The organism is Phyllobacterium zundukense, from assembly GCF_025452195.1.
Lineage (GTDB): Bacteria > Pseudomonadota > Alphaproteobacteria > Rhizobiales > Rhizobiaceae > Phyllobacterium > Phyllobacterium zundukense_A.
The window spans coordinates 1,277,896-1,301,163 of record NZ_CP104973.1 but is presented as its reverse complement, the minus strand read 5'-3'; the positions used below and the strand labels follow the sequence as shown (position 1 = coordinate 1,301,163).

The following is a 23,268-nucleotide window of genomic DNA, read 5'->3' as shown; positions in this document are numbered from 1 at the left end:
CGAACGCGTCGGCGCATGGATGAAACGGCGATGGACATGGATCGGGTAAGCGCCGCATGCGCAGCAACGCAAGCCCCCCTCAATGCACCCCGAGAAACTGTTGCAGTTCCGGCGTCTTCGGGCTGTTGAACACCTCCTGCGGCGGTCCGATCTCGTGCACCCGCCCCTGGTGCATGAAAACGACCCTTGAGCAGACGTCGCGGGCGAACTTCATTTCATGTGTCACCATCAACAGCGTCATACCTTCCGCCGCAAGCTCGCGCACGACCGTAAGCACTTCTGACACCAGCTCCGGATCGAGCGCCGAGGTGATTTCGTCGCAGAGAAGCGCGATCGGCTGCATGGCAAGCGCTCGCGCGATTGCGACGCGTTGCTGCTGGCCGCCCGAAAGCTCGTCCGGATAGGCATCGAACTTGTGCCCCAGCCCGACGCGGTCGAGCATCTTGCGCGCCGTCGCCTCGGCTTCCACTTTCGCAATCTTCTTGACGACGGCTTGGGAGAGGATGACGTTGCCGCCGACCGTCAGATGCGGAAACAGGTTGAACTGCTGGAAGATCATCCCGACCTTCAGCCTCAATGCTTTCAGATGCACCTCGTCGTCCAGTAGTTGCGCGCCGGCGACCGAAATCGACCCTTGCGTAATAGTTTCCAGCCCGTTGATGCAGCGAAGCAGCGTCGACTTGCCCGAACCGCTCTTGCCGATGACCGCGATGACTTCACCGGGTTCGACGTCGAGATTGATGCCCTTGAGAACCTCATTGGTTCCGTAGCTCTTGCGGACCTCAGTGATTTCGATGAGCGACATTGAGCTTCCTTTCGAGAATTTGGCTGCTCCTGGACAAGGGCCAGCAGAGTGCGAAATAGATGAGGGCGACGAGGCCGTAGACAGTAAAAGGCTGGAAGGTGGCGTTAGTGACGACGGTTCCGGCCTTCGACAGTTCGACGAAGCCGATGATCGAGGTCAGTGCCGTGCCCTTGACGACCTGCACCGAGAAGCCGACGGTCGGCGGCACGGCGATCTTCAGCGCCTGCGGAAAGACGACGTAGCGCATCTGCTGCAGCCGCCCCATGCCGAGGCTGGCGGATGCCTCCCATTGTCCCTTGGCGATCGATTCAACGCAGCCCCGCCAGATTTCGGCGAGGAACGAGGCGGACCACAGGATGAGCGCCAGACCCGCGGCAAGCCATGCCGGCACGTCGACGCCGAACAGACCGAGGCCGAAGAAGGCGATGAAAAGCTGCATCAGGAGCGGCGTGCCCTGGAATAGCTCGATGTAGTAGGTGGCGAAAGCCCTCGCCGCTTTGCGCTTGCTGATGCGCAGAAAGAGCAAGAGCAATCCGACCGCCCCTCCTCCGACGAAGGAGACAAGCGAAAGCAGGATGGTCCAGCGCGTCGCCAACAAAAGATTGCGCAGGATGTCCCATGTCGAAAATTCGATCATCGCGCCAGCCTCCGGGGAAAGATGAAGCTTCCGAGAACGACAAGTACCTGCCGGAGCAGGATGGCCAGACCAAGGTATATGGCCGTCGAGACCATGTAGGCCTCGAATGCCCGGAAGGTCCGCGATTGGATGAAATTGGCGGCAAACGTCAGGTCTTCGGCGGCGATCTGCGACACCACCGACGAGCCGAGCATGACGATTACCACCTGCGAGCACAGTGCCGGCCAGATGCGCTGCAGCGAGGGCAGCAGCACGACATGGCGAAAGGTCTCGAAAGGTGTCATCGCCAGGCTAGCGCCGGCCTCGAACTGTCCCTTCGGCGTCGCCTGGATGCCGGCCCGGATGATCTCGCAGGTATAGGCGCCGAGATTGATCACCATCGCGATGTTGGCCGCCGTCAGTTCACCGAGGTGCAGGCCGATCGATGGTAGACCGAAGAAAATGAAGAAAAGCTGGATCAGGAACGGCGTGTTGCGTATCAGTTCGACATAGGTCGCAACGATCGGCTTCAGCCATGATGGCCCCAGCGCTCGCGCCCAGGCACAGAAGATGCCCAGCGATATTCCAAACCCCGCCCCGATGGCAATCAGCTCGAGCGTTATCAGAACGCCCTTGACGATCTGTAGATAATATTGGGCTAACCAGCCGAATTCAAAAACATAGTTCAAGTTGTGCCCCTCTTCATCTTCAACAGCGGTTGCGCCATCCCGCGACTGCGGGATGGCGGCTTTGAATCCGATCAGAGGCCGGCTGGAAGGTCGGCGCCGAGCCATTTCTGGGAGATGCCGTTGAGCGTGCCATCCGTCTTGGCAGCGGCGATGATGGCGTTGACCTTTTCGAGCAGGCCCGGCTCGTTCTTGTTCATGCCGATGTAGCAGGGCGAGTTCTTGATGAGGAACTTCAGCTCCGGGCGCTTCGGCGGGTTCTTGGCGAGAATGGCAGCCGCAACGACGTTACCCGTAGCCACCACGTCCACTTGGCCGGAGAGGAAGGCTGAGATCGTTCCGTTGTTATCTTCGTAGCGCTTGATGACGGTGTCGGCAGGGGCAACTTTGGTCAGTTCCAAGTCCTCGACGGCGCCCCGCGTGACACCGACGGTCTTGCCGGAAAGTTCCTCGGCCTTCGTCACGGTAATACCGGCGGGGGCAAAGACGCCATTGAAGAACGGGGCGTAGGGCGTGGAGAAGTCGATTACCGCTTCACGTTCGGCATTCTTGCCGAGGCTCGAAATCACCAAATCGACCTTGTTGGTCTGCAGATAGGGAATGCGGTTCGCGCTGGTGACGGGGACGAGTTCGGTTTTCACGCCTAGCTTTTCGGAAATGAGATTGGCAATGTCGATGTCATAACCCATCGAGACCATGTCCGTGCCGACGCTGCCGAAAGGCGGAAAATCCTGCGGAACAGCGACGCGGATCGTGCCGCGATCGGTAATCTCGGCGAGCGCGTCGGCGCGGGAGGCCGAAGCGGTGGCAAAGATGGCGGCGACGGCCATAGCCGCGGCGGCGAAGCGTTTGGTGAATGTCATGCTTTTCTCCTTTGGATTTAATTCTTCTGGGATGAGACGGCCGCTTCCTTCGTTGCTGCGGCCGCGGGGGGAAGGGAAAGCGAGGTGCGTAGCTCCGAGAGCGGATCGGGGCGCGACGTCAGGTCGAGACCTTCCTCGACCTCCTCGAGATGCGCGATGTTCAGTTCGGCGGCTTTCGCGAAGTTCTGGGCCTCCAAGGCCTCCACGATGCTGCAATGCCCCAGATGGGACTGCATCGCATGGAAGTCGGACTGATAGAGCATCGAAATCAGGATGGTCCGCGCCGTCAGGTCACGCAGGATGTCGATGAGCACGATATTGCCGCTCAACTCCGCCAGCCGGATATGGAAATCGCCCATCAGGCAGGTCAGCCGCCGCTTGTCTCCGGCCGAAATAGCCTCCTTCTCTTCGGCGAGATGCGCGCGCAGTTTCTCGCCGCCAGCAACCGTCAGTTCGCTCATGCAGCGAAGCAGGCCGGATTCGATGACCCGCCGGGCGGCATAGACCGTCATCGTCTCCTCGGCCGACGGTTCAACAACGAACCAGCCGCGGCGGGGGCTGACATGGACAATGGCGCGTGTTTCCAGCCGCATCATCGCCTCCCGCACCCGCGTTCGCGAAACGCGAAAGAGTGTTGCCAGCTGGTTTTCACTGAGGCGGGTGCCGGGCTTGATGCGAGCGGAAAGGATGCCGGAGACGATGGCCTCCTCGATATCACCCTGCGCGGTCTGTCCTGTATGTGAATTTTGCATACCAGACAGGAGAGCAAGAGTCGTGCCAAGTGCCTTAGGACAGCCAAGTCAAGCACTTAGTGTTATTACCGCGACGATCATGATGAAAATGGCAGCAGGAGCCCATTCATCTGGTGCTTTTTGGTGCAAAGTCTTTTGAGCGCGGCGAAATTCAGACGGCATTGCCGAAGATCCTGGCCGAAGAGCTCGACGCGGACTGGAGCTTGGTACGCAGTCAGCTCGGCACCAATGACGCGGCCTACGTCGATCCGCTTTTCGGCATGCACCTCACCGGAGGCTCGAACACCATCAAGAACAGCTTTACGCAATATCGGGAACTCGGTGCCCGCGTCCGCGTCCGCGCCATGCTCCTTGCTGCTGCGGCGGACCGCTGGAACGTGGGGGACGAGCGGGGCGCTGTTCTTGCCACCGATGGCTGCAAGCTGCTTTACGGAGAGCTCGCCGAGGCGGCCATGGCCATGCCCGTGCCCCAGAAAATTGCGCTGAAGGACCCGAAAGATTTCCGCATTATCGGCAAGCACACGCCGCGTTTGGACGCAAAAGCCAACCGTCTAATCGTTCGATGTGTTCATCTAAACTTTCGCACAGTCCGCAGACGCTTCCGCCCAATAGTTTTACGGGCCGCCGATCGCCATCCTCCTTGGTATAGTCAATTCCACCGCGAAGGATAGAAAATGCGAGATATTTCAAATCCATCGATCATTAGCATCTCACGCCGCGATGCTCTGCTCGGCGGCCTCGCCGCCGGTATCGCAGCAGACTTGCCCTCGGTCGCCGCGGCCAAGACGCCCTCTACCCTCAATCACGGAAAGCAGACGATGAGTACGATCACCACCAAGGACGGCACAGAAATCTACTGGCCCGGACCGAAGTCCTGACCAAGCTTCCCGAGCAAGCACGCCGGGCGAGCTATACCAGCATTTGCACCCCAGCGTTCCGAGAAGGAAATCTCGGACCTAAGCTTCGTCGTGATGGCGCCAGCTCTTGGAACCGCCACAACATCGGCTTCAAAACGGCAAACGGCTCGGTGGACGCCAAGTTCGGTCTCGAAAAGACAATGCTGAGCTAAGAACTGGCAAACACAGCAATGGCGCGGCTCTGCGGCGCCACATCCGTCCAAACCTGCTCCCGATCATTTCCTTTGAAGGAAATCCAAATGCCCAAGACATGGCTCATAACCGGCAGCGCCAGCGGAATCGGTCTAAGTACAGCCGAACTCGTACTCGCGCGTGGCGAAAATCTGGTGGCGACAGCACGGAGTGTTGGCCGCCTCTCGCACTTGGTACAGCGCTACGGCGAGCAGGTGAATCTCGTAGAGCTTGACGTAACGGATATGGGGGCTGCACGTACCGCCGTCGAGGCTGCCATGGGCCGGTTCGGGCGGCTCGACGTGCTGCTCAACAATGCCGGCTATGCTCACCTCAGTCCCTTCGAGCAAATCTTGGAAGATGATTTCAAGGCCGAAATCGACACCAATTTCTACGGCGTTGTCAATCTGATACGCGCCGCCCTCCCTGTGATGCGCCAGCAAAAATCAGGACATATCATCAACATCTCGTCCAGTTCCGCCCGCTTTGGCAGTCCGGGTTCCACCGCCTATAGCGCTGCCAAATGGGCAGTGAGCGGCTTTACCGCTTCGCTCGCCAAGGAAGTCAAACCGTTTGGTGTGACAGCTATCGCTGTCGAGCCGGGCAGCATCCGCACGAACTGGACACGGATTGCGCGCGGTCATGTTCCGCCGCTGCTGCCGGAATACGAACCGACCATCGGTGCGATCATGAAGATGACGCAGGACTATGCCGGCACCGAGCCTGGCGATCCCGACAAGGTGGCCGCGGTCATCTTCGATCTTTCACGCCAGGATGATCTACCGGAACAGCTCATCCTGGGAAGCGATGCGCTGGCGCGAATTGCCCAGAGCGATGCGGTCCGATCCGCGGTCGCGCTCCGCTGGAACGAGGTTAGCCGGTCGACGGACATCGAAGAGCATATCATTCCCCTGCGGCTTTTAGAGTAGGACAGGAACCGCCACATGCTTTTTGATGCGGCTTTTCTTTCCCGCATGTCGTTTGCTTGGCACCTTCTGCTGTCAGCCTCCAACATGGGCCCGTCCTTCATCGGCATGTACACCGCCTATCCTACCGGGAGTTCAGCGGCAAGGGTCGGGCGGATTTCGGATATCATTTAGGCTCGACGCTTTTCGCGAAGGCCGCACAGAGTCGGCCGCCAATATATGGATTTCCATAAGTTGCAGCCGCGCGGTGGCGCGATTAGGGTGCGGCAACGGGTTGCCGGCACCGATTTCGGCAACAAGTCCAACACGAAATGCTGACGATCCCATATTTTCTTCCTGCAGGAGCAGCCGATGACGCGCGTCTGGTCGTACCGCCCCCCACTCCTGCATCTGGGTCTCTTTTTTCTGGCCTACGTCCTGGGCTGCGGTTTCGCGCAGGCACTTGCAATCGTACCTGGAACAGGCATTTCCATCTGGCCTCCGAGCGGGTTATTCATCGCGGCCCTCGTGCTCGCTCCCATGAAGAGCTGGCCGTGGTGGGTGCTGGCGGGCGGTCTGGCCGAACTGCTCAGCAATATCCTGTGGTTCCATAGCCCTCTGCCTGCAGCTTTCCTGATGTATGCTGGCAATGCGCTCGAAGCTGTGGTCGGCGCGTGGCTCGTGAACCGGGCCTTAGGCCGGCCAGCTCGGCTGGAAACCTTGCAGGAAGTTATTGTATTCGTCGTACTGGGTGCGGTCTTCGCGCCAGTCGTGAGCGCGACGGTCGGAAGCGCGACGCTTGCCTGGTTCGGCATACTTTCGCAAACCTTCGTGGGGGCCTGGCCCCTCTGGTGGATCGGGGATGCAACTGGGGTCCTGATCGTCGCGCCGCTCGCGCTCGTCGTGATCCAGAACTGGCACAGGAAGACCGAATTCTCCATGGCGCGATGGATGGAAGCTTGTGTCCTGGGACTGATCTTGCTCGGCGTCGCCGCCCTTTCGCTCGGCGGCTACCTGCCTTTCGCCTACATCATCATGCCGCCACTGCTTTGGGCTGCGGTGCGCTTCGAGTTCAAAGGGGCTGTTGTCACGCTGGCCCTCCTTGCGCTGATAACAGCGATATTCACGATATCGGGCGCCAGCCAGTTTGCCGGTGATCCCGAGACCCAGCGCCACAATCAGATCATGCTGCAGCTCTTCCTGGCGATCTCGGCATTTTCGGCATTGATCGTGGCCGCCATATCCCGACAGCACCAGCTGGCGTTGCTGACATTGCGCCAAAGCGTGGAGGCCCTGCGTGATCGGGAGCGGGAGCTTTCGCAGATCGTGGATATGGTCCCGGTCCACATCAGACGGCTGACGCCGGAGGGCGAGCCGACCTTCTTCAACAAGCGCCTGGTGGATTTTTTCGGGCTTGACCTGGAACAGTTGAACAAGCCGGGCATGAGCCGGCTGGCGACGAACATAGAGACCCTTGTCCATCCGGATGATGCATCTGTCCTACTGCAAGCGGTGCGTCACTCCGTCGCCACCGGCGAACCCTATTCCTTGAAATATCGTATGCGCCGCGCGGACGGCGTATACCGCTGGGTCGATGGCAGGGCTGAACCGCTGCGCGACGACGACGGAACCATAGTGCAATGGTTCGCAATCTCTATCGACATCGACGACGAGGTGCGCGCGCTGGAAGCGTTACAGCAAAGCGAGCGCCGCTACCGCGATTTGTTCCACTATATGCCAATCGGGTTGACACAGGTGGATGCCAGCAAGCTCATTCCATTGTTCAAGGAATTGCGGGCTGAGGGCGTCACCGATCTCGAAACCTATATGGACGAGCACCCTGAATTCCTGGTTCACGCTGTGGAAGCCCTGGAGATCGAAGAAGTGAACCAGCATGTTGTCGAAATGTTCGGTGCACAGAACGCGGAAGAAATGTATGGGCCGATAACGCGTTATTGGCAGCCGGGCCTTTCCACCATCCGCCGCTCCATCGAGGCAAGTTATCGCGGCGAGGAGGTTTTTCAGGAAGAGACTAAGGTGGAGCGTATGGACGGCAGCGTCATGGACGTCGTTTTCGCCACCGCCCGCCCCGGCGCAGTCGCCGACAAGAGTCTGGTCGGCTTCATCGATATCACGGAGCGCAAGAAGGCCGAGGAGGCGTTGCAAAGCAGCAAGCAGCAACTGGAGCAAATGATCGACGCCTTGCCCATCAACATCCTGAGTTTCGCTCCTTCGCGCAGGATGACCTACGCCAGCAAGCGATATCTGGACAGCGCCGGTTCGCCGACGCCCGACATCAAGGATTTCGATGCGCTGGCTCGAGATGTGGCTCACCCTGAAGATTTTCCAACCATGTTTCAGAGAGCAACGAACGGCTTCGCGACCGGCCAGCCTTTCGTGAATCGGTTTCGCCGGCGCACTAAGGATGGCCTGTATCGCTGGATAGAAGCGCGCGCCCAGCCTCTGCGCGCTGCCGACGGTGCGATCGTGCAATGGTACATCGCGTCAATCGACATCGAAGACGAAATGCAGGCGCAGGAGGCGTTGCGCAACCGTGAACGGGAGTTCTCGCAGCTCGTGGACATGGTGCCCAGCCTTCTCTGGCGGCTTAGTCCAACCGGCGAGCCGACCTTCTTCAACAAACGCATGATGGACTTCTTCGGCGTTGACACGAGAGAAGCAGATATGCTGGACACAAGCGGGATGGCAGCCATCATCAAATCGGCCATCCATCCCGACGACTCGGCGGGAATGGCGAAAGCGCTCAACTGCAGCTTGGCGACCGGCAAACGCTTCTCCATGCGCTATCGGCTGCGAAGGGCGGACGGCGTCTATCGCTGGGTGGACGGTAGCGCCGAGCCGTTACGTGATGAAAGCGGGCGGATCGTCCAGTGGTACGGACTTTCGCACGACATAGACGACGACGTGCGCACGCAGGAGGAATTGCGCCGGACACAGGAGAGACTGGCGGTCGCGTCGCAGGCCGCAAGCCTCGCGGAACTCTCGGCATCAATCGCCCATGAGGTGAATCAGCCGCTCGCCGCCATCGTCGCCAATTCGCATGCATGCCATCGCTGGCTGTCGGTCGAGCCTCCGAACGTGGAACGCGCGACGACCGTCGCCGCGCGCATTATCCGGGACGCCAACGCGGCGGCCGATATCGTGAGCCGAATCCGCGGCCTCTTCAGGCAATCCACGGAGACGAGGAACAGCACTACGCTCGCAAGTGTCGTTACCGAGGCTGGCGCTCTTATGGCCGAGGAAGGGGCTCGGCATCGCGTTCGCATGGACATTTCCATCGAAAGCGACCTGCCAGCCGTCACGCTGGATTCCGTCCAGATTCAGCAGGTCCTGATCAATCTCATCCGCAACGGCATGGACGCGATGGATCTCATTGCAGGCGAAAAAGTCCTTCAGGTGCATACGCATCGCCTGGGTAGCGAGATTCAGACAGAAATCAACGATCATGGGCGCGGTATCGAATTTCCCGACCGGATTTTCGAACCCTTCTTCACGACGAAGGAAAACGGAATGGGCATGGGGCTCGCCATCTGCCGCTCGATCGTCGAGGCACATGGCGGGCGTTTATGGGCCGAAAAGAATGAACCGCACGGCGCGCGATTCATTTTCACCTTACCAATTGCAACGAAAGCGGCACCATGACGGCGGACGACTATGTTGTTTTCATCGTGGACGATGACGGACGCATCCGGGAAGCGCTCGGGGAACTCCTGGAGGCCCACGGAATGCGCGCCATAGCCTTCGGGTCGGCGGGCGAATATGTGAACACCGAGAAGCCGGATGTTCCCGCATGCCTTATCCTTGACGTCGAATTGCCCGATATCAACGGCCTCGAATTGCAGCGGCAGATCGCCGAGGGGGATCATCCGCCAATCGTCTTCATTACCGGGCACGGCGACATTCCGTCCTCGGTGCGGGCGATCAAGCATGGCGCCGTGGATTTTCTCACCAAGCCGTTCAGCGATACAGACGTCATGGCCGCGGTCCACACGGCGATCGCCGAAGATCGAAAAAACCGCTCGGAACGAGCCGAACTCGGCATACTGAAACAACGCTATCTCGAATTGACGACACGAGAGCGTGAGGTGCTTCCGCTCGTGGTGAGCGGTCTGCTCAACAAGCAGGCAGCATCCGAACTGGGGATCAGCGAAGTCACGCTGCAAATTCACCGAAGGAAAGTAATGCAGAAAATGGGAGCAGCATCGCTCGCCGATCTCGTGCGTATCGCAGAAAGATTGGAAATAGCGATCACCCACTCGCGCCGGCCGGGAGGGAACTAACTATGGATAAAAGGAAACCTATCATTGCGGTTGTCGATGATGATCCAAGGCTGCTCGAGTCGCTGGAAGAGCTGCTGGAATCCGCCGGCTATGCGGCTTGCTGCTTCCAGTCGGCCGGGCATTTGCTTGTCCGCGGATTGGCAGATCTGGATGTGCTTATAACGGACATTGGCATGCCCGACACGAACGGCTTTGAACTTCGTGACATCGTGAAGAAGGCACGTCCGGAACTGCCGGTTTTCCTGATCACCGGCCGCCACGAAATCGCAGACCAGGGCCGCGCCCAGGGCATTAGCGGTTTTTTCCGCAAGCCTTTTGACGCTCCTGCCCTGCTCGTAGCCATCGCAGAGGCAATGCAAAAATCGAGAAATGGAGGGTGACATGAGAATGGACCAACCGTCCCGGAAATTGGCGCCGTTGGTGGCGCAGCGCAAGAATGACGCAACAGAGTCGATCGTCATCATTGTCGATGACGACGCAGCCGTTCGTGAGGCTTTGTCGGAGTTGATTCTCTCGGCAGGCTTCCAGCCGGTCAGTTTCGCCTCGGCCCGCGAAGTGCTGGACGCCAACATATTGGACAGCCCAGGCTGCCTGATCCTCGACGTGCGCATGCCCGGAGCGAGCGGGCTGCATCTACAACACCATCTGGCACGAAGCGGTAATCTCAAGCCAATCATCTTCCTGACCGGGCACGGCGACATCCCGATGACGGTCGAGGCGATGAAAGCTGGCGCTGTAGACTTCCTCACCAAGCCAGTGCGTGACCAGACACTGCTCGATGCAGTGATCGCCGGTGTTGCGCTGGATGCAGCACGGCGGGCGGAGGCTATGGTCGTCAAACGCAATCTCGAGCGCCTTGAGACACTGACAAACCGCGAGCGTGAGATCCTGCGCGAAGTCGCGCGCGGACGCCTCAACAAGCAGATCGCCTTCGACCTCAGCATAAGCGAAGTTACGGTCAAGCTGCATCGCTCCAACGTCATGCGCAAGATGGAGGCCGGCTCCATCGGAGAGCTGATCAGGGCATGGGAGACCCTGCCTCCGGGTATGCGCGAGATCGGAGCGCCCGGATTTTGACCGAGTCATCCGTAAGGTAAGGGAGAGGCTGTTCTCAGGCCCGCACCACATCCGCACGGAGGCCCGCGTTGACGATGATGCATCGTTGCCCAGATCTTTTCGACGACCTTTGCCTCGCGGACTACGAAATTGTAAAACAGCTTTACGCGCAACGGTACCGTGCGGCATGCAATGCATTGAAGGTAGCCTGGGAACCGCAATGCCGGGCGCAAGCGTGCCAGCCTCCAGTTCCTTCTCGACCAAGCATCGCAGAAGATATGCCGCGCCTAACCCGGCGAGTGCAGCCTGAATGAGCGCGGCTCCCGAGTCGCAATCGATAGGCCCGGAGGGAATGAAGCGCATCTCGTCCGCAAGACGCGGGGGCTGTGGACGCCGCCCAATGCATAGCGGGGCGAAGGGTAGAGCTGCCAAGGCTTCGGCGGTCACGGGCACCGTTCGGCGGGCGAGAAGCCCTTATACCAGCCTCTTCACGACCAAAGCATCACTGCGGTGCATAGGCTGCCCTATCCTTCAACGTAGCTCGATCGCCAAGGCGTCTCGATATAAAATCCGCGCTGTGGCTTGTGACCGGCACGTCTCGATCACTCAAAACAGGAGGGAATCATGTTGCAGAGTAAAAGAACAACTGAATCCGGAGCTGCGGATCCACGTGGCCGCTGCCGAGGTCAAATTCTGGGAGTCGCCCGATTTCTCCCACGTCTCAATGCCGGCAGGCTTCCCCGATGCGCTTCGGGCGGCCGCCAAAAGGTGTAGCAAAGACCACCAGAGCCAGCTGCGGCTGTTCGAGAACGAGCACGAGGTGGCGCCGGGTGTGGTCGTCTCCCGTACTGGCGGCCACACCCCCGGAGCTGGGAGCGACCGGCGAACTGCTGGTGGCAACACATATGCCGTTTCCTTTTGTTGGCCATGTCGCGGTCGACGGTAATGCCTTTCGTTGGGTACCAGTCTTCTGGGACTACTGACCGCGGGCGTGGCCGTGGTCATTATCGGTCGTGCACTGCAGAACACGCTTGCTGCGGGCGCGCAACGTGTCGCCCGGAATACAATTCGATCCGCCACCGGGCGAACTCATTCGCCTGGTGAACCCCTGTAAACCGGATTGTCAGGCGGCACGCTTGTTGTCTGCCGAAAGTCGATCGCCAGCAGCCAACCCGTTCCAAACGTTGATCATGGCGACGCCAATTGAGAGCGCCACGAGTTCCTCATCCGAGATGTGATGTGCTGCGTCACAATCTGAATCCGATGCATGGCTTGCTGCAATATTGGTCAGCGCCTCTGCCCATGCGAGCGCTACGCGCGCCCACGATACCGAAAGGCCGACCCCACGTATAAGTATCCTCTGGAGCGGATCATCCATTTGGCGAGACGGTGCATTCGGCTACTGCCGAATTGAACGGGACCCATCCTATTGATCAGGTTTCCCATCGTTAGGGACACCTCACCCTATACTTCAGCGGGGGATTGGCGCGTCCCCCGTAGAATGGCTTGGCAACGCCACCCACATTATTCTCCCGGCATCGGCAACCGCAGCACAGGAGAATGCAGATGCTAAAAACTATCAGGATTCTGGCATTGGGCGCCACACTTGCCATGTCAGCCAATACAATCGCGCAGTCAAAAGATGGCCACGCCAGGCCAACGATCGTTCTCGTGCACGGTGCTTTCGCAGAGTCCTCAAGTTGGGACGCCGTGATTGTCCGCTTGACCAGCGATGGCTACGCGGCGGTCGCAGCGGCTAACCCGCTTCGAAGCGTCGCCTCGGATGCCGCTTCGGTCTCGGCAGTCGTTCGTTCCATCAACGGGCCGGTGGTGCTTGTGGGCCATTCCTACGGCGGCCCCGTGATCACTGCCGCCGCGAACGGCAACCCGAATGTAAAAGCGTTGGTCTACGTCGCCGGCTTCATGCCGGATACCGGCGAATCCAGCCTGACGTTGTCGGGCAAGTTTCCCGGCAGTACCCTGGCGGCTGCTCTGGCGCCGGTAAACCTGCCTGATGGGACGCAGGATCTCTACATCAAGCCTGAGAAATTCCACCTCCAGTTTGCCGCCGATATCTCTGAAGAAGCCGCCGACCTCATGGCCTCGACGCAGCGCCCCGTTGCTCAGGCTGCCCTCGCCGAACCGTCGGGAATTGCAACTTGGAAGGTGCTACCGTCCTACAGTATCTACGGATCGGAAGACCGCAATATCCCGCCGGCCGTGATGCGTTTCATGGCAGAACGTGCTCCTGCCAGGAAGACTGTCGTCGTCGATGGCGCTTCGCATGCGCTCATGGTCTCGCATCCGGGCGAAGTCGCAGCGCTGATCAAGGAAGCCGCATCAACGCAATAATCCCTCAGATATTCGTCATCGATACCGACGAGAAGACCTGACGACCTGCGAGAAATGACAGCGTCGCCGATCGGGAGATACCCCCGTAGACAGATGAACCATGGACCTGCGAAGACGGGCGTGACAGAGACACTAAAACTTGCTGGAATTTCGGTTCCCACGACACCTCTCATAGAGCGCGCGTTGGACTATGCTCATGAGGCATGCGAACCCTATCTATACAATCACGTTGTCAGGTCGTGGGTCTTTGCAGAACGGATCGGGCAGCTTCGGAACATCGAACACGACGCGGAGGTTCTCGCGGTCGGTGCGCTGTTGCATGACATAACGCTCAACGAGAGATTCAAGGGGCCTCGTCGCTTCGAGGTGGAAGCCGCCGACCTGGCGCACAGATTCGCGACCGACGCAGGAGTCGACAAGTATCGCGCCCAGTTGATCTGGGACAGCGTCGCGCTCAACTCAACGCCGTCGATCGGCCTTTACAAGGAAGCCGAGGTCGCACTCTGCACCGCCGGGATCTGCCTCGACGTAGTAGGCCTGCAATACAGTGCCATTCCATCCTCTGAAATGAAGGCGATCGTTGCCGAGTTCCCCCGGCTCGGAATGAAAAGACAGATGACCAAATGCTTCTGCCACATCGCCGAGACGACGCCGGGAACAACCTACGACAACTTCGTGCGGGACTTCGGCGAACGCTTCGTGCCCGATTATAAGGTTCCGGATTCTTCAGTCGACCTCGTGGCGAAAGCTCCGTTCGAGGAGTGAAAGCGCCGCAAAATAGAGGAGGCATGGCCCTGGAGTATTATCAAGGGGGCGGGATGCGCGTCGCCCCCATATCGGTTGCTAGACTGCAGGAAGTGCCGATCCTACGGTCGAAGCGGTCGAGAACCAAGGCGATGCCCTCGAGGATCATTGCCGGACGTTACTTTCGCGGCCGCATTCGACTGACCGGCGAAACTTCGGACGATTGCTGCATGCGCATGCGTCGGCAGCAATCGCTCTACAGCGGCAGCAATCGTTCTGGCGCAGCGGCACATCAGTTTCGATAGAACATCAGAGGACACGCCAGCAGTGAGTGTGTCGCCAATAGCCAAAGACTTCACCGGCGACTGCGCTTCCAGTCCAGCTAGGAAGAGTAAGCCACCCAGAATCCAGCACCAAGATAGAACGCAGGAGTTTTCAAAGATGAACCAGATGATCAATAACTCTCAGGAGGCAAGCATGAAACTGGACAACACCCCACCAACCGGCAGATCGGGAGCCGAAGAGCTGGTTCCGTCGCGTTACGCGCTGCAGATCGGCGAGATTGACGTTCTGGTGGTCAGCGATGGAGTGTTACCGCTTCCAACCGAAATGTTGGGACACAACGCCGCCCTGGCCGACCGGGAAACCTGGCTAGGCGACATGTTCCTGTCGAAAGACGCTTGTGACTGGGCGTTGAACGTCGTTGTGGTGCGCAGCGGCGCGCAGACGATACTCATCGACGCTGGACTGGGTTTGGATCCTGACTTGAACCTGCCGAAGGCCGGGCAGCTGGTCAGGCGACTGGAGGCCGCCGGCATTGATCTCGGCTCGGTGACCGATATTGTGTTGACCCATATGCATATGGACCACGTTGGCGGATTGATCGTTGGCGGAGTGAAGGAGCGGCTGCGTTCGGATCTGCGGATCCACGTTGCCGCCGCCGAGGTCAAATTCTGGGAGGCGCCCGATTTCTCTCGTGTGCACATGCCGGCGGGTTTCCCGGACGCGCTTCGGGCTTCCGCCAAGCGGTTCGCGGAAGAATATCACAGCAATCTGCGACTGTTCGATGAGGAATACGAGGTAGCGCCGGGAGTGGTCGTTACCCGCACCGGCGGCCACACCCCCGGCCATAGCATCGTGCGCCTGACGTCTGGCAGCGATCGATTGATGTTTGCCGGCGACGCCGTGTTCACGGTCGGGTTCGACCACCCCGACTGGTACAACGGCTTCGAACACGACCCAGAGGAGGCTGCCCGCGTTCGGGTCCGGCTCTTGCAGGAGCTGGCAGCGACCGGCGAACTGCTGGTGGCGACGCATATGCCGTTCCCCTCCACCGGCCACGTCGCGATCGAAGGCGACGCCTTTCGTTGGGTACCGATCGCCTGGGACTACTAACGCCACTCGAGTTGGGGTCGAGCCGGGACATGTGCCCTTGAAGGTTATACCGGTTCGGCCTTCCCCCTATTCCCTACGAACGATGCACCCCATTCGGGAAGCTGCATATGGAGGTAACTTATGAAAATCGTGATTATTGGCGGAACCGGACTGATCGGTTCCAAGACTGCAGAACGCTTACGAAAGAAAGGTCATGAGGTCATTGCCGCTGCCCCGAAAACCGGTGTTAACACCCTAACCGGGGAGGGCTTGGCGGAAGTACTTAAGAATACGGAGGTGGTGATAGACCTCGCGAACTCGCCCTCCTTCGAGGATAAGGCCGTGCTCGAATTCTTTCAGACGGCGGGCAGGAACCTGATGGCAGCGGAAATGGATGCCGGCGTGAAACACATGTCGCGCTTTCCATCGTCGGCACCGATCGATTGCCGGATAGCGGCTATCTTCGAGCCAAGGTCGCTCAGGAAAAGATTATTCGGGAAGCCAGCATTCCTTATACTATCGTGCGTTCGACACAGTTCATGGAGTTTCTCGGCGGCATCGCCCAGGAGGGTACGGTCGGCGATACCGCCCGCTTGTCGACGGGTTTCCTGCAACCGATCGCGTCCGACGACGTAGCTGATTTCGTAACGGACGCGGCCCTTGCCAAGCCGGCTAACGGCACCGTTGAAATCTGCGGCCCCGAGCGCGCGCGTCTGTGCGATTTCGCCGCGCGCTACCTCAAGGCGATCGGAGATACCCGCAACGTTGTCGCAGATCCGGAGGCCCGGTATTTCGGGACCAAACTGGAGGACGGGTCACTCGTCTCCGACAATCATCCTCGCATCGGCCGCATCGGTTTCGATGATTGGTTTGCGACAACACCGAGAAAATAACAACGTGCATACGGGCCGTCTGAGAGGCGGCCCGGTGCCTCACTCACGAAAGGACGATAGACATGATCAAGTCACTGCATTTTGCCGTTGCGTTGACGGTTCTCCTGTCAGGTGCCGCTCTTGCACATGATACGCCTGGTGGCGGAGAGGGCGCAAAGGTTACGCTGGTCTATGACCATAAACTGCCGAACGTTCCCGGCAAAAGCATGAAAGGTGTTCTCGTCGAATATGCACCGGGCGGCTTCTCGGAGGGCCATACACATCCAACATCCGCCTTCATCTACGCGACCGTTCTCGAAGGCGCGATCCGCAGTCAGGTCAACGACGGTCCCGTCACAGTCTATAACGCCGGTGAAAGCTTTTCGGAATTGCCGGGCGATCGCCACGGCGTCAGCGAAAACGCCAGCAAGACTAAGCCGGCAAAGCTGCTCGCTGTCTTCGTGGTTGATACCGCTGAGCAGGAACTAACCTTCCCGATCAAGAAATAGGCTAACAGGCCGGGCCTGCAGTGCAGGTGCCCGGCCGCTCCTTGACGCAACCACAATCGGTGATTCTGCCATGATGGGGCGCCTCGCGAGGAGGGCCAGAATATAATGAGCTACGCTCTTGGCCGGAGCACAGCTCCTGTTGTGATGCGATCAGAGGTTCGTTACACGCTCAGGATTGGCGGAGGCCAACGCAGCCGCGCGCTCAGGCTTCGGCGGATAGATCCAGACAGTGTTGATCTCTTGCTTGATCGCCTTCGCTTTCTCGCCGACCATCTCCACCTTGCGGTCCCAACCTCGGGTGACGAGTGCTCCCGCATCGCCGAGGTCCAGGCAGGTGACATAGGCTTCCTGGTGATATTGCCGCGTCGGTACGCCCAACAGTTCGGCGGCGGCATTGTTGCCAGCGAAAGCGCCCATGCGGGTGGCGTGCTGGCACGACATCAATGCGTAGTTACCGCAATTGTCGCAAGCGGCACGCGCCGCATCTCCGGTGGCGAAGACGCCGGGCACGGACGGCACACGCAAGCAGCCGTCGACCAGCAGCCGGTCGAACTTGTCGCGCTCGCCGGGGATTTTCGTGGTAAGCGGACTGGCGCGCATGCCTGCCGCCCAGATCAAGGTCATGGTTTCGATATACTCGCCGGTAATTAACGTGACACCGGATTTATCCAGCGATGAAATCCCGGCGTTGAGCCGCGTTTCCACGCCGAGCTTGCGCAATGCTTCCTCGATGATCGGGCGAGCACCTTCGCCCATGTCGGGGGCGACCGCGCTAGTGCGATCGATGATAATGACGCGGGGATTGACGGTTTTGTCGAACAAGGTCCGCAGCCGCGACGGCATTTCGGTCGCCGCCTCGATCCCTGTGAATCCGGCGCCGGCAACAACGATGGTGCTGCGCGCAGCTGAGGCCGGCATCCTCGCAAGCTCGTGCAGGTGGCGATCGAGGGCAATAGCGTCATCGATGTTATCGATGCTGAAGGCGTATTTGGCAAGGCCGGGAATGTTCGGGCGGAACAGCCGGCTGCCGGTGGCGAGCACAAGGCGATGATACTGAAGGGACTTTCGTTCGTGCTTGGCATTGACAATGTCTATGGTACAGGCCTTGGCGTCGATCGCCTCGACGCTGCCCTGCACGTAGGCGACATCGATGGCATCAAATACATCCTGCAAAGGTGCCGTCAGAGTCTCGGGCTTCGGCTCGTAAAGCCGGGGGCGGATGACGAGTGTCGGTTCGGGGGATACCAGCGCGATTTCGAGCTCTTCGGGCGAAACGCCTTCGATATCGCGCAGGCGGGCCGCGGAAAGTGCGGCGTACATGCCGGCGAAGCCGGCACCCACGATCACAAGTCTCATGTTGTTCACTCCGTAATTTGTAGTTTCAATGGCCGCGCGTCACCGTCCGCAGAAGATGATCGGCAATCGATGGCGCGCGGATTGGTGACGTGACATCGCTTAGGCGGTGATGAAGGCCAGCACGTCGGCATTGATGACATCTGCATGGGTCGTGCATAGCCCATGCGGCAGCTTCTCGTAGATCTTCAGCGTGCCGGCCTGCAGGAGCTTCGCCGATAACGGAGCGGAGGCGCCGATCGGGACGATCTGGTCGTCATCGCCATGCAACACCAGCGCCGGCACTGCGATGTTCTTCAGGTCCTCGGTAAAATCCGTCTCCGAGAATGCCTTGATGCCTTCGTAATGTGCTTTCGCGCCGCCCATCATGCCCTGACGCCACCAGTTTGAGATGACCGCCTCCGAAGGTTCGGCACCCGGACGGTTGTACCCGTAGAACGGGCCGCTCGGGAAATCGCGATAGAATTGCGAACGGTTGGCGGCGAGCTGGCGGCGCAATCCGTCGAACGCTTCGATCGGCAGACCACCGGGATTGGTTGGGGTCTTCAACATCAGTGGCGGCACGGCCGCGATCAGGATCAGCTTGGCGACGCGGCCCTTGCCGTAGCGCGCGACATATCGCGCGGCTTCACCGCCACCGGTAGAGTGGCCGATGTGAACCGCATTGCGAAGATCGAGGTGCTCGATCATTGCGGCGACATCGGCGGCATAGTGATCCATGTCATGGCCATCACTTACCTGACTTGATCGGCCATGGCCGCGGCGATCGTGGGCGATCACACGAAAGCCCTTGCCGGCGAAGAAGAGCATTTGATTATCCCAATCGTCTGAGCTGAGTGGCCAGCCGTGGTGGAAGACGATCGGTTGAGCGGATTTCGGTCCCCAGTCCTTGTAGAAAAGTTGAACACCGTCGCTAGTTGTAATGGAGGTCATTGTGCTGATCCTTTGTAGAATATTTGTTTCGTTTCCCGTCATCGGTTCGAACGGCCGCTATGGGAGTGCTTGGTCGAGATCGCCCGTAATCAGCCCGATCGAGTTGCCCCAGGCCATCCCTTTGTCTCCGAGGGATCATTGGCATGCGACAATGGAGGTTTAGCGAATCGGGTCTGCGGCTGCGCCAGAGCGATTGACGCCATTGCAGAGCAATTGCGGTTAACGGCCGCGCCACCTCTCACCGCCCCGCGTTTCTCCGATCAGTTTTCGAAATGCGGCGGCAATTACTGGTTGCGAGACATAACAAGGCGAAGCTGCGATCATTATGGCTGAGTTGTGGTATCGCTCAGCATGTCCTCTCTTGTCAGCCGATAGCAGCGAAGCAGGTAATGTGGTGAAAGACGCGCGCTCTCTTTGAACACGCCGCAGAAAAACGCCACAGTCCAAAAAAATCAGAAGCGAGGGCGAAAGTGACTGCGGCTAGCCGCGGCGCCGCCAATCGGTCGGCGTTTCTCCGGTCAGTTTTCGAAACGCGGCGGCAAACGCTGTTTGCGAGGCATAACCAAGCGAGGCTGCGACCAGCGCGACCGAATTTCGAGGATCGCGCAGCATATTCATGGCCTGTTCGAGCCGATATTGACGCAGCCAGTTGTGAGGCGAAAGCCCCGTGCTTTCCTTGAAGGCGCGGCAGAAATGGAAACGTGACAGCCCGGAGTCGGAAGCGAGGGCCGCAAGGGAGACGTCCGCGTCAGCGTCCGAACGCAAACGCTCAATTGCCCGGCGCAACACGTTAGGCGCGAGGCCGCCAACCGCCGGCTGATAAGAGGGCGGCTTGCCGGTATGTGCGGCCAGTAGGCGCGTGGCCAGAAGGTCAGTCAACTGCTGCCTGAACAGTATATCCAGCGCCCCGTTGTCCTCCAGGACATCGGCCGCGCTCAGGAGCAATCGGGATGTAATATAGTCCGGATGCGCCGTTCGTTCCAGGAGATCGCTCGGCGCTGCAGTATCGGCTTCGTATGCAACGCGCTTCAGTGTTGCGTGAGGAAGATAGAGCTGGACGACATCAACAGGTTTTGGGATGTCCCACCGGGAGCTTGATCCGGCCGGGATGATTATCACAACCCCAGGACGAAACGTTCCAACCTCAACCGATCTTCCCGACCGCCGCTCCATGCGCTGCATCATGCCATTGTAAGCCATGATTACGTGATCGGTCATGGGCTCGACGACGTCATGCAACGGGTCGTGATGCCAATGGGCGATTGCGCCTCCGGATGAATCTGCTGCCAGGTGGACCGGCGCGGTGCCGAGAACGCGTGACATCTCGTTCGCAGGGTTCCGGTTGACCTCCGGCATCTCGTGCTGCGGCGCCTCGATTGTCTCAACCGGACAGCCATCGAGAGGATTGGAGGGGCAAGGCAAGCTCATGGACGCACGCTCTTTGACCGGCGCTGCTTATGTGCGATTCCGGCAACGATCGCCGCATTATCGTACATCCGCCCATGGCGGCCGGCTTTGTCAGTCTTGCTACACATGACATCCCCAATGTTGCGAGAGATTCCGCCGTGCATCCAGTTATTCGCGCGTTGCTTGTACGGAGGAAATATCAGAGATTTTCGAGGGGGAAAACTACCCTTCAGTATAGGTTGCGTTCGCCGTTAGACCTCGCTCCTGATCGCACCAGGGTTTCAGCGACGGGAATCCAAGGCTGCATCATAATGTGCCGATCGATCTAGTCGAGTTTGAGAGATTCCGACTTCGCGAAGTGGCGGGCGAATACGACAGTCGTATCGGATTCGCCCTTGCCTCCCGGCGTTTGGTCAGTCTTCAATCGCTACGGACTGGTTGACGTCATTTCTCCCGTGGTGGCAGGAAACTCTTGACCGTGGCGAGATCCGGCCACGGAAGCACCGTCTCGCCGGCAACGCGCCATTCACCAGCCACCCGGCGCAATCGTAGCTCGTAGAATGCCGGAGAAGCACGATCACCCATTTGACGATAGAGGATGGCTGTCGCCTCATGGCCCTGTTCCTCGATATGCAGGACCTTCTTCGCTGTCGACAGCGGCTTTTCACCGGCGTCGCGGCGGCTCCGGAACTCCGCGAATATCTCCTCCTTGGAGAACCGCGCAATCGCGCCTTCTGGTGTCAGGACAAGGAATCCAAGGTCCTCCGTATACAGGCTCTCCATCTCTTCCATCCGATAGTTGCTGCCGGTCTCTGCCAGGCGGTCGATGAAGGCAAGGATTTCAGGATTATGTTGCAGATGCATCTCTTCACTCCTTTCAAGCTAAGGTCATACCGCCATCGACATGCAGCTCTACGCCATTGACGAAGCTACCCGCCTCGGAGGCGAGAAAGAGAGCGGCGTGGGCCAGTTCCTCAGGCTGTCCGAGACGGCCCGCCGGGATGATGGTAGCCAAATGGCGTTCGAGGACCGGGCGATCGGCATCCGAAACCCCAAGCTTGCCGAGGATTGCGGTATCCACCGGTCCCGGGCTCAAGATATTGACGCGGATCTTTCGGGGCTTGAACTCGATCGCCCAGTTTTTTGCAAATGCGGCGATGGCGGCCTTGGAGCCTGCATAGACGGTATGATCCGGCAGAACTTTCGTCGCGGCCAGCGAGCTCGTGACAATGATATTGCCACCATCGCGGATCAGCGGCTCTATCGTTTGCACGCCAAAAAACACACCGCGCGTATTGGTGGCGAAGTGCCTGTCATAGTCTTCCGGTGTGACGTTGGCGGAAGCGGTAAGGTTGATGATCCCGGCATTGGCCATGTAGATGTCCAGATTGCCAAACCGTCTCGTCACTATTTCTGCGAGCCTTTGATGGTGTTCAAGGTCGGCAACGTCACCAACGACGCCAACGACGCCGTTTCCGATTTCGTCCACCACCTGATCGACAACGTCCTGTCGCCGACCTGTAATGACGACCTGCGCGCCTTCCTTTGCAAACAGGCGGGCAGTCGCTTTGCCAATGCCGCTATTGCCGCCGGTAATCACGGCAACCTTGTCTTTCAGATGTTGCATTGTCTATCTCCGTTTTCTGGTGAAACTAAGATAAACGTGAGCGCCTCGCGCCATTAGATCACAGTCAGGCACATGAGCTGTGCCGGGGAGATGCAAATGCCAAATCTATTGGGTGAGACGTCCGGATTGATGGCGTTTGTGCGGACCGTAGAGGCCGGATCGTTCAGCGCCGCAGCACGCGATCTGAACACGACTCCATCGGCAGTCTCGAAGAGCGTTGCTCGGTTGGAAAAGAAAATCGGAACACGGCTCTTTCTCCGCTCTACCCGTGCGCTCACCCTTACGCAGGACGGCCAGCTTTTTTTCGAACGCGTAGCGCCTCTCCTTCGGGAACTCGATTCCAGCGACGAAGCGATCCGGTCACAGGCTGTGCCGTCTGGAAGGTTGCGCATCAGCATGCCCGGGGAACTGGCGCCCTTGCTGCTGCCTGGCCTGTTTGACCGCTTTGCAACCACCTATCCAGACCTGCATCTTGATATCGGTTTGACGGACCGTTTCGTCGATCTGATCAGGGAAGACTACGACGTGGTTTTGCGTGTCGGAGATCCTGCACTGGGGGATCTCATTGTCCGTCACCTGGCAGATCTGCCGATGGCAGTGGTCGCATCCCCTCGATTCCTGAAGAGTTGGGGAATGCCGGGGTCCGCCGAGGCGCTGGCAGACGTTCCGTTCGCTCGATTCATGTCCGGTGGCATAGTAACGCCCTTGCGTTTGGCCGATGGAAGAACAGTCATTCCCTCCGGGCGAGTTGACTGCGATTCTGGAGCGGCATTGATCTACGCCGCGCGGAGTGGGCTTGGTGCGGCTTATCTTCTGAGATGTTTGGTAGCCCGAGAGCTGAATGACGGCATCTTGCTCGATCTCGCACCAGAAATCGCCCTGCCCAAGCTACCGTTCAATGCTCTGCATGCCTTCGGGCGCACCGTACCCTTGCGAGTGAAGCTGTTCTGCGACTTCATGGCTGGCGAAGCCAAGGTCATTGCAGCGATCTGAGCTTCAAGACCGTTGGACTGGCGAGGTTATCT

At 59.2% G+C, this 23,268-nt stretch carries 23 protein-coding genes and 4 pseudogenes; 15 read left to right on the top strand and 12 right to left on the bottom strand.

Going from position 1 to position 23,268, the window contains the following annotated elements; genetic code table 11:
• Window positions 1-79: 79 nt before the first annotated feature.
• From N8E88_RS18770 to N8E88_RS18750, 5 genes are all read right to left on the bottom strand, one after another.
• Entirely contained in the window at window positions 80-805 is a 726-nt protein-coding gene (locus N8E88_RS18770) for an amino acid ABC transporter ATP-binding protein (RefSeq protein WP_262294994.1), read from the bottom strand.
• Window positions 783-1,442 (bottom strand): amino acid ABC transporter permease, encoded by a 660-nt coding sequence (locus N8E88_RS18765; RefSeq protein WP_262294993.1) that lies wholly within the window; start codon window positions 1,440-1,442, stop codon window positions 783-785. The genes N8E88_RS18770 and N8E88_RS18765 overlap by 23 nt, the downstream gene beginning before the upstream one ends.
• Window positions 1,439-2,110, bottom strand: a complete 672-nt coding sequence (locus N8E88_RS18760; protein WP_262294992.1) for an amino acid ABC transporter permease — start codon at window positions 2,108-2,110, stop codon at window positions 1,439-1,441. Before N8E88_RS18760 ends, N8E88_RS18765 begins: the two co-directional genes overlap by 4 nt.
• Window positions 2,111-2,181: 71 nt before the next feature.
• Window positions 2,182-2,937, bottom strand: a complete 756-nt coding sequence (locus N8E88_RS18755; RefSeq protein WP_262295528.1) for a transporter substrate-binding domain-containing protein — start codon at window positions 2,935-2,937, stop codon at window positions 2,182-2,184.
• Window positions 2,938-2,987: 50 nt separating this feature from the next.
• Entirely contained in the window at window positions 2,988-3,722 is a 735-nt protein-coding gene (locus N8E88_RS18750) for a GntR family transcriptional regulator (RefSeq protein WP_262294991.1), read from the bottom strand.
• Between the two features lie 113 nt (window positions 3,723-3,835).
• Between N8E88_RS18750 and N8E88_RS18745 the strand changes: the two genes are divergently transcribed.
• From N8E88_RS18745 to N8E88_RS18710, 8 genes are all read left to right on the top strand, one after another.
• A complete protein-coding gene (locus tag N8E88_RS18745) occupies window positions 3,836-4,393 on the top strand; it encodes a hypothetical protein (protein WP_262294990.1) in 558 nt (185 codons plus the stop codon).
• 3 nt (window positions 4,394-4,396) lie between these two features.
• Window positions 4,397-4,600 (top strand): hypothetical protein, encoded by a 204-nt coding sequence (locus tag N8E88_RS18740; protein WP_262294989.1) that lies wholly within the window; start codon window positions 4,397-4,399, stop codon window positions 4,598-4,600.
• A 278-nt stretch (window positions 4,601-4,878) separates the two neighbouring features.
• Window positions 4,879-5,739, top strand: coding sequence for an SDR family oxidoreductase (locus tag N8E88_RS18735; RefSeq protein ID WP_262294988.1), 861 nt, complete (start codon window positions 4,879-4,881; stop codon window positions 5,737-5,739).
• 15 nt (window positions 5,740-5,754) lie between these two features.
• Window positions 5,755-5,910 (top strand): hypothetical protein, encoded by a 156-nt coding sequence (locus tag N8E88_RS18730; protein WP_262294987.1) that lies wholly within the window; start codon window positions 5,755-5,757, stop codon window positions 5,908-5,910.
• Between the two features lie 177 nt (window positions 5,911-6,087).
• Window positions 6,088-9,378 carry an MASE1 domain-containing protein gene (locus N8E88_RS18725; protein ID WP_262294986.1) on the top strand — a complete coding sequence of 1,097 codons (3,291 nt, stop codon included), beginning with the start codon at window positions 6,088-6,090 and terminating at the stop codon, window positions 9,376-9,378.
• Entirely contained in the window at window positions 9,375-10,016 is a 642-nt protein-coding gene (locus N8E88_RS18720; protein WP_262294985.1) for a response regulator transcription factor, read from the top strand. Before N8E88_RS18725 ends, N8E88_RS18720 begins: the two co-directional genes overlap by 4 nt.
• A gap of 2 nt (window positions 10,017-10,018) precedes the next feature.
• Complete coding sequence (locus N8E88_RS18715) at window positions 10,019-10,396, top strand: response regulator (protein WP_262294984.1); 378 nt, start codon at window positions 10,019-10,021, stop codon at window positions 10,394-10,396.
• Window position 10,397: 1 nt separating this feature from the next.
• Complete coding sequence (locus N8E88_RS18710) at window positions 10,398-11,093, top strand: response regulator transcription factor (protein WP_262294983.1); 696 nt, start codon at window positions 10,398-10,400, stop codon at window positions 11,091-11,093.
• 98 nt (window positions 11,094-11,191) lie between these two features.
• Here the strand turns inward: N8E88_RS18710 and N8E88_RS18705 are convergent.
• Window positions 11,192-11,522 (bottom strand): annotated as a pseudogene (locus N8E88_RS18705) (LysR substrate-binding domain-containing protein); the annotation flags it as partial.
• A 184-nt stretch (window positions 11,523-11,706) separates the two neighbouring features.
• On the opposite strand from N8E88_RS18705, the pseudogene N8E88_RS18700 reads away from it, so the two are divergent.
• Window positions 11,707-12,055 (top strand): annotated as a pseudogene (locus N8E88_RS18700) (MBL fold metallo-hydrolase); the annotation flags it as partial.
• Between the two features lie 140 nt (window positions 12,056-12,195).
• Here the strand turns inward: N8E88_RS18700 and N8E88_RS18695 are convergent.
• Window positions 12,196-12,390: pseudogene (locus tag N8E88_RS18695) on the bottom strand (carboxymuconolactone decarboxylase family protein); the annotation flags it as partial.
• A gap of 248 nt (window positions 12,391-12,638) precedes the next feature.
• On the opposite strand from N8E88_RS18695, the gene N8E88_RS18690 reads away from it, so the two are divergent.
• The 5 genes and pseudogenes from N8E88_RS18690 (at window position 12,639) to N8E88_RS18670 (ending at window position 16,923) form a co-directional block, all read left to right on the top strand.
• Window positions 12,639-13,424, top strand: coding sequence for an alpha/beta fold hydrolase (locus N8E88_RS18690; RefSeq protein WP_410010658.1), 786 nt, complete (start codon window positions 12,639-12,641; stop codon window positions 13,422-13,424).
• Between the two features lie 120 nt (window positions 13,425-13,544).
• On the top strand, window positions 13,545-14,189 hold the full coding sequence (locus N8E88_RS18685; protein WP_262294982.1) for an HD domain-containing protein: 645 nt from the start codon (window positions 13,545-13,547) through the stop codon (window positions 14,187-14,189).
• Window positions 14,190-14,609: 420 nt separating this feature from the next.
• On the top strand, window positions 14,610-15,563 hold the full coding sequence (locus N8E88_RS18680; protein ID WP_262294981.1) for an MBL fold metallo-hydrolase: 954 nt from the start codon (window positions 14,610-14,612) through the stop codon (window positions 15,561-15,563).
• Between the two features lie 120 nt (window positions 15,564-15,683).
• Window positions 15,684-16,435, top strand: a pseudogene (locus N8E88_RS18675) (SDR family oxidoreductase).
• Window positions 16,436-16,497: 62 nt separating this feature from the next.
• Window positions 16,498-16,923 carry a cupin domain-containing protein gene (locus N8E88_RS18670; RefSeq protein ID WP_262294980.1) on the top strand — a complete coding sequence of 142 codons (426 nt, stop codon included), beginning with the start codon at window positions 16,498-16,500 and terminating at the stop codon, window positions 16,921-16,923.
• A 150-nt stretch (window positions 16,924-17,073) separates the two neighbouring features.
• Here N8E88_RS18670 and N8E88_RS18665 read toward each other — a convergent pair whose 3' ends face one another.
• The 5 genes from N8E88_RS18665 to N8E88_RS18645 all read right to left on the bottom strand — a co-directional run bounded on the left by N8E88_RS18665 (window position 17,074) and on the right by N8E88_RS18645 (window position 22,243).
• A complete protein-coding gene (locus tag N8E88_RS18665) occupies window positions 17,074-18,279 on the bottom strand; it encodes an NAD(P)/FAD-dependent oxidoreductase (RefSeq protein WP_262294979.1) in 1,206 nt (401 codons plus the stop codon).
• A gap of 99 nt (window positions 18,280-18,378) precedes the next feature.
• The gene (locus N8E88_RS18660; RefSeq protein ID WP_262294978.1) at window positions 18,379-19,209 is read right to left on the bottom strand and encodes an alpha/beta fold hydrolase; all 831 of its coding nucleotides are present in this window, start codon (window positions 19,207-19,209) and stop codon (window positions 18,379-18,381) included.
• Between the two features lie 480 nt (window positions 19,210-19,689).
• The gene (locus tag N8E88_RS18655; RefSeq protein WP_262294977.1) at window positions 19,690-20,637 is read right to left on the bottom strand and encodes a helix-turn-helix domain-containing protein; all 948 of its coding nucleotides are present in this window, start codon (window positions 20,635-20,637) and stop codon (window positions 19,690-19,692) included.
• 423 nt (window positions 20,638-21,060) lie between these two features.
• Window positions 21,061-21,480 (bottom strand): nuclear transport factor 2 family protein, encoded by a 420-nt coding sequence (locus N8E88_RS18650; protein ID WP_262294976.1) that lies wholly within the window; start codon window positions 21,478-21,480, stop codon window positions 21,061-21,063.
• Window positions 21,481-21,493: 13 nt separating this feature from the next.
• Window positions 21,494-22,243, bottom strand: a complete 750-nt coding sequence (locus N8E88_RS18645) for an SDR family NAD(P)-dependent oxidoreductase (RefSeq protein ID WP_262294975.1) — start codon at window positions 22,241-22,243, stop codon at window positions 21,494-21,496.
• A gap of 96 nt (window positions 22,244-22,339) precedes the next feature.
• Between N8E88_RS18645 and N8E88_RS18640 the strand changes: the two genes are divergently transcribed.
• Window positions 22,340-23,236 (top strand): LysR family transcriptional regulator, encoded by an 897-nt coding sequence (locus tag N8E88_RS18640; RefSeq protein ID WP_262294974.1) that lies wholly within the window; start codon window positions 22,340-22,342, stop codon window positions 23,234-23,236.
• Window positions 23,237-23,268: the final 32 nt, after the last annotated feature.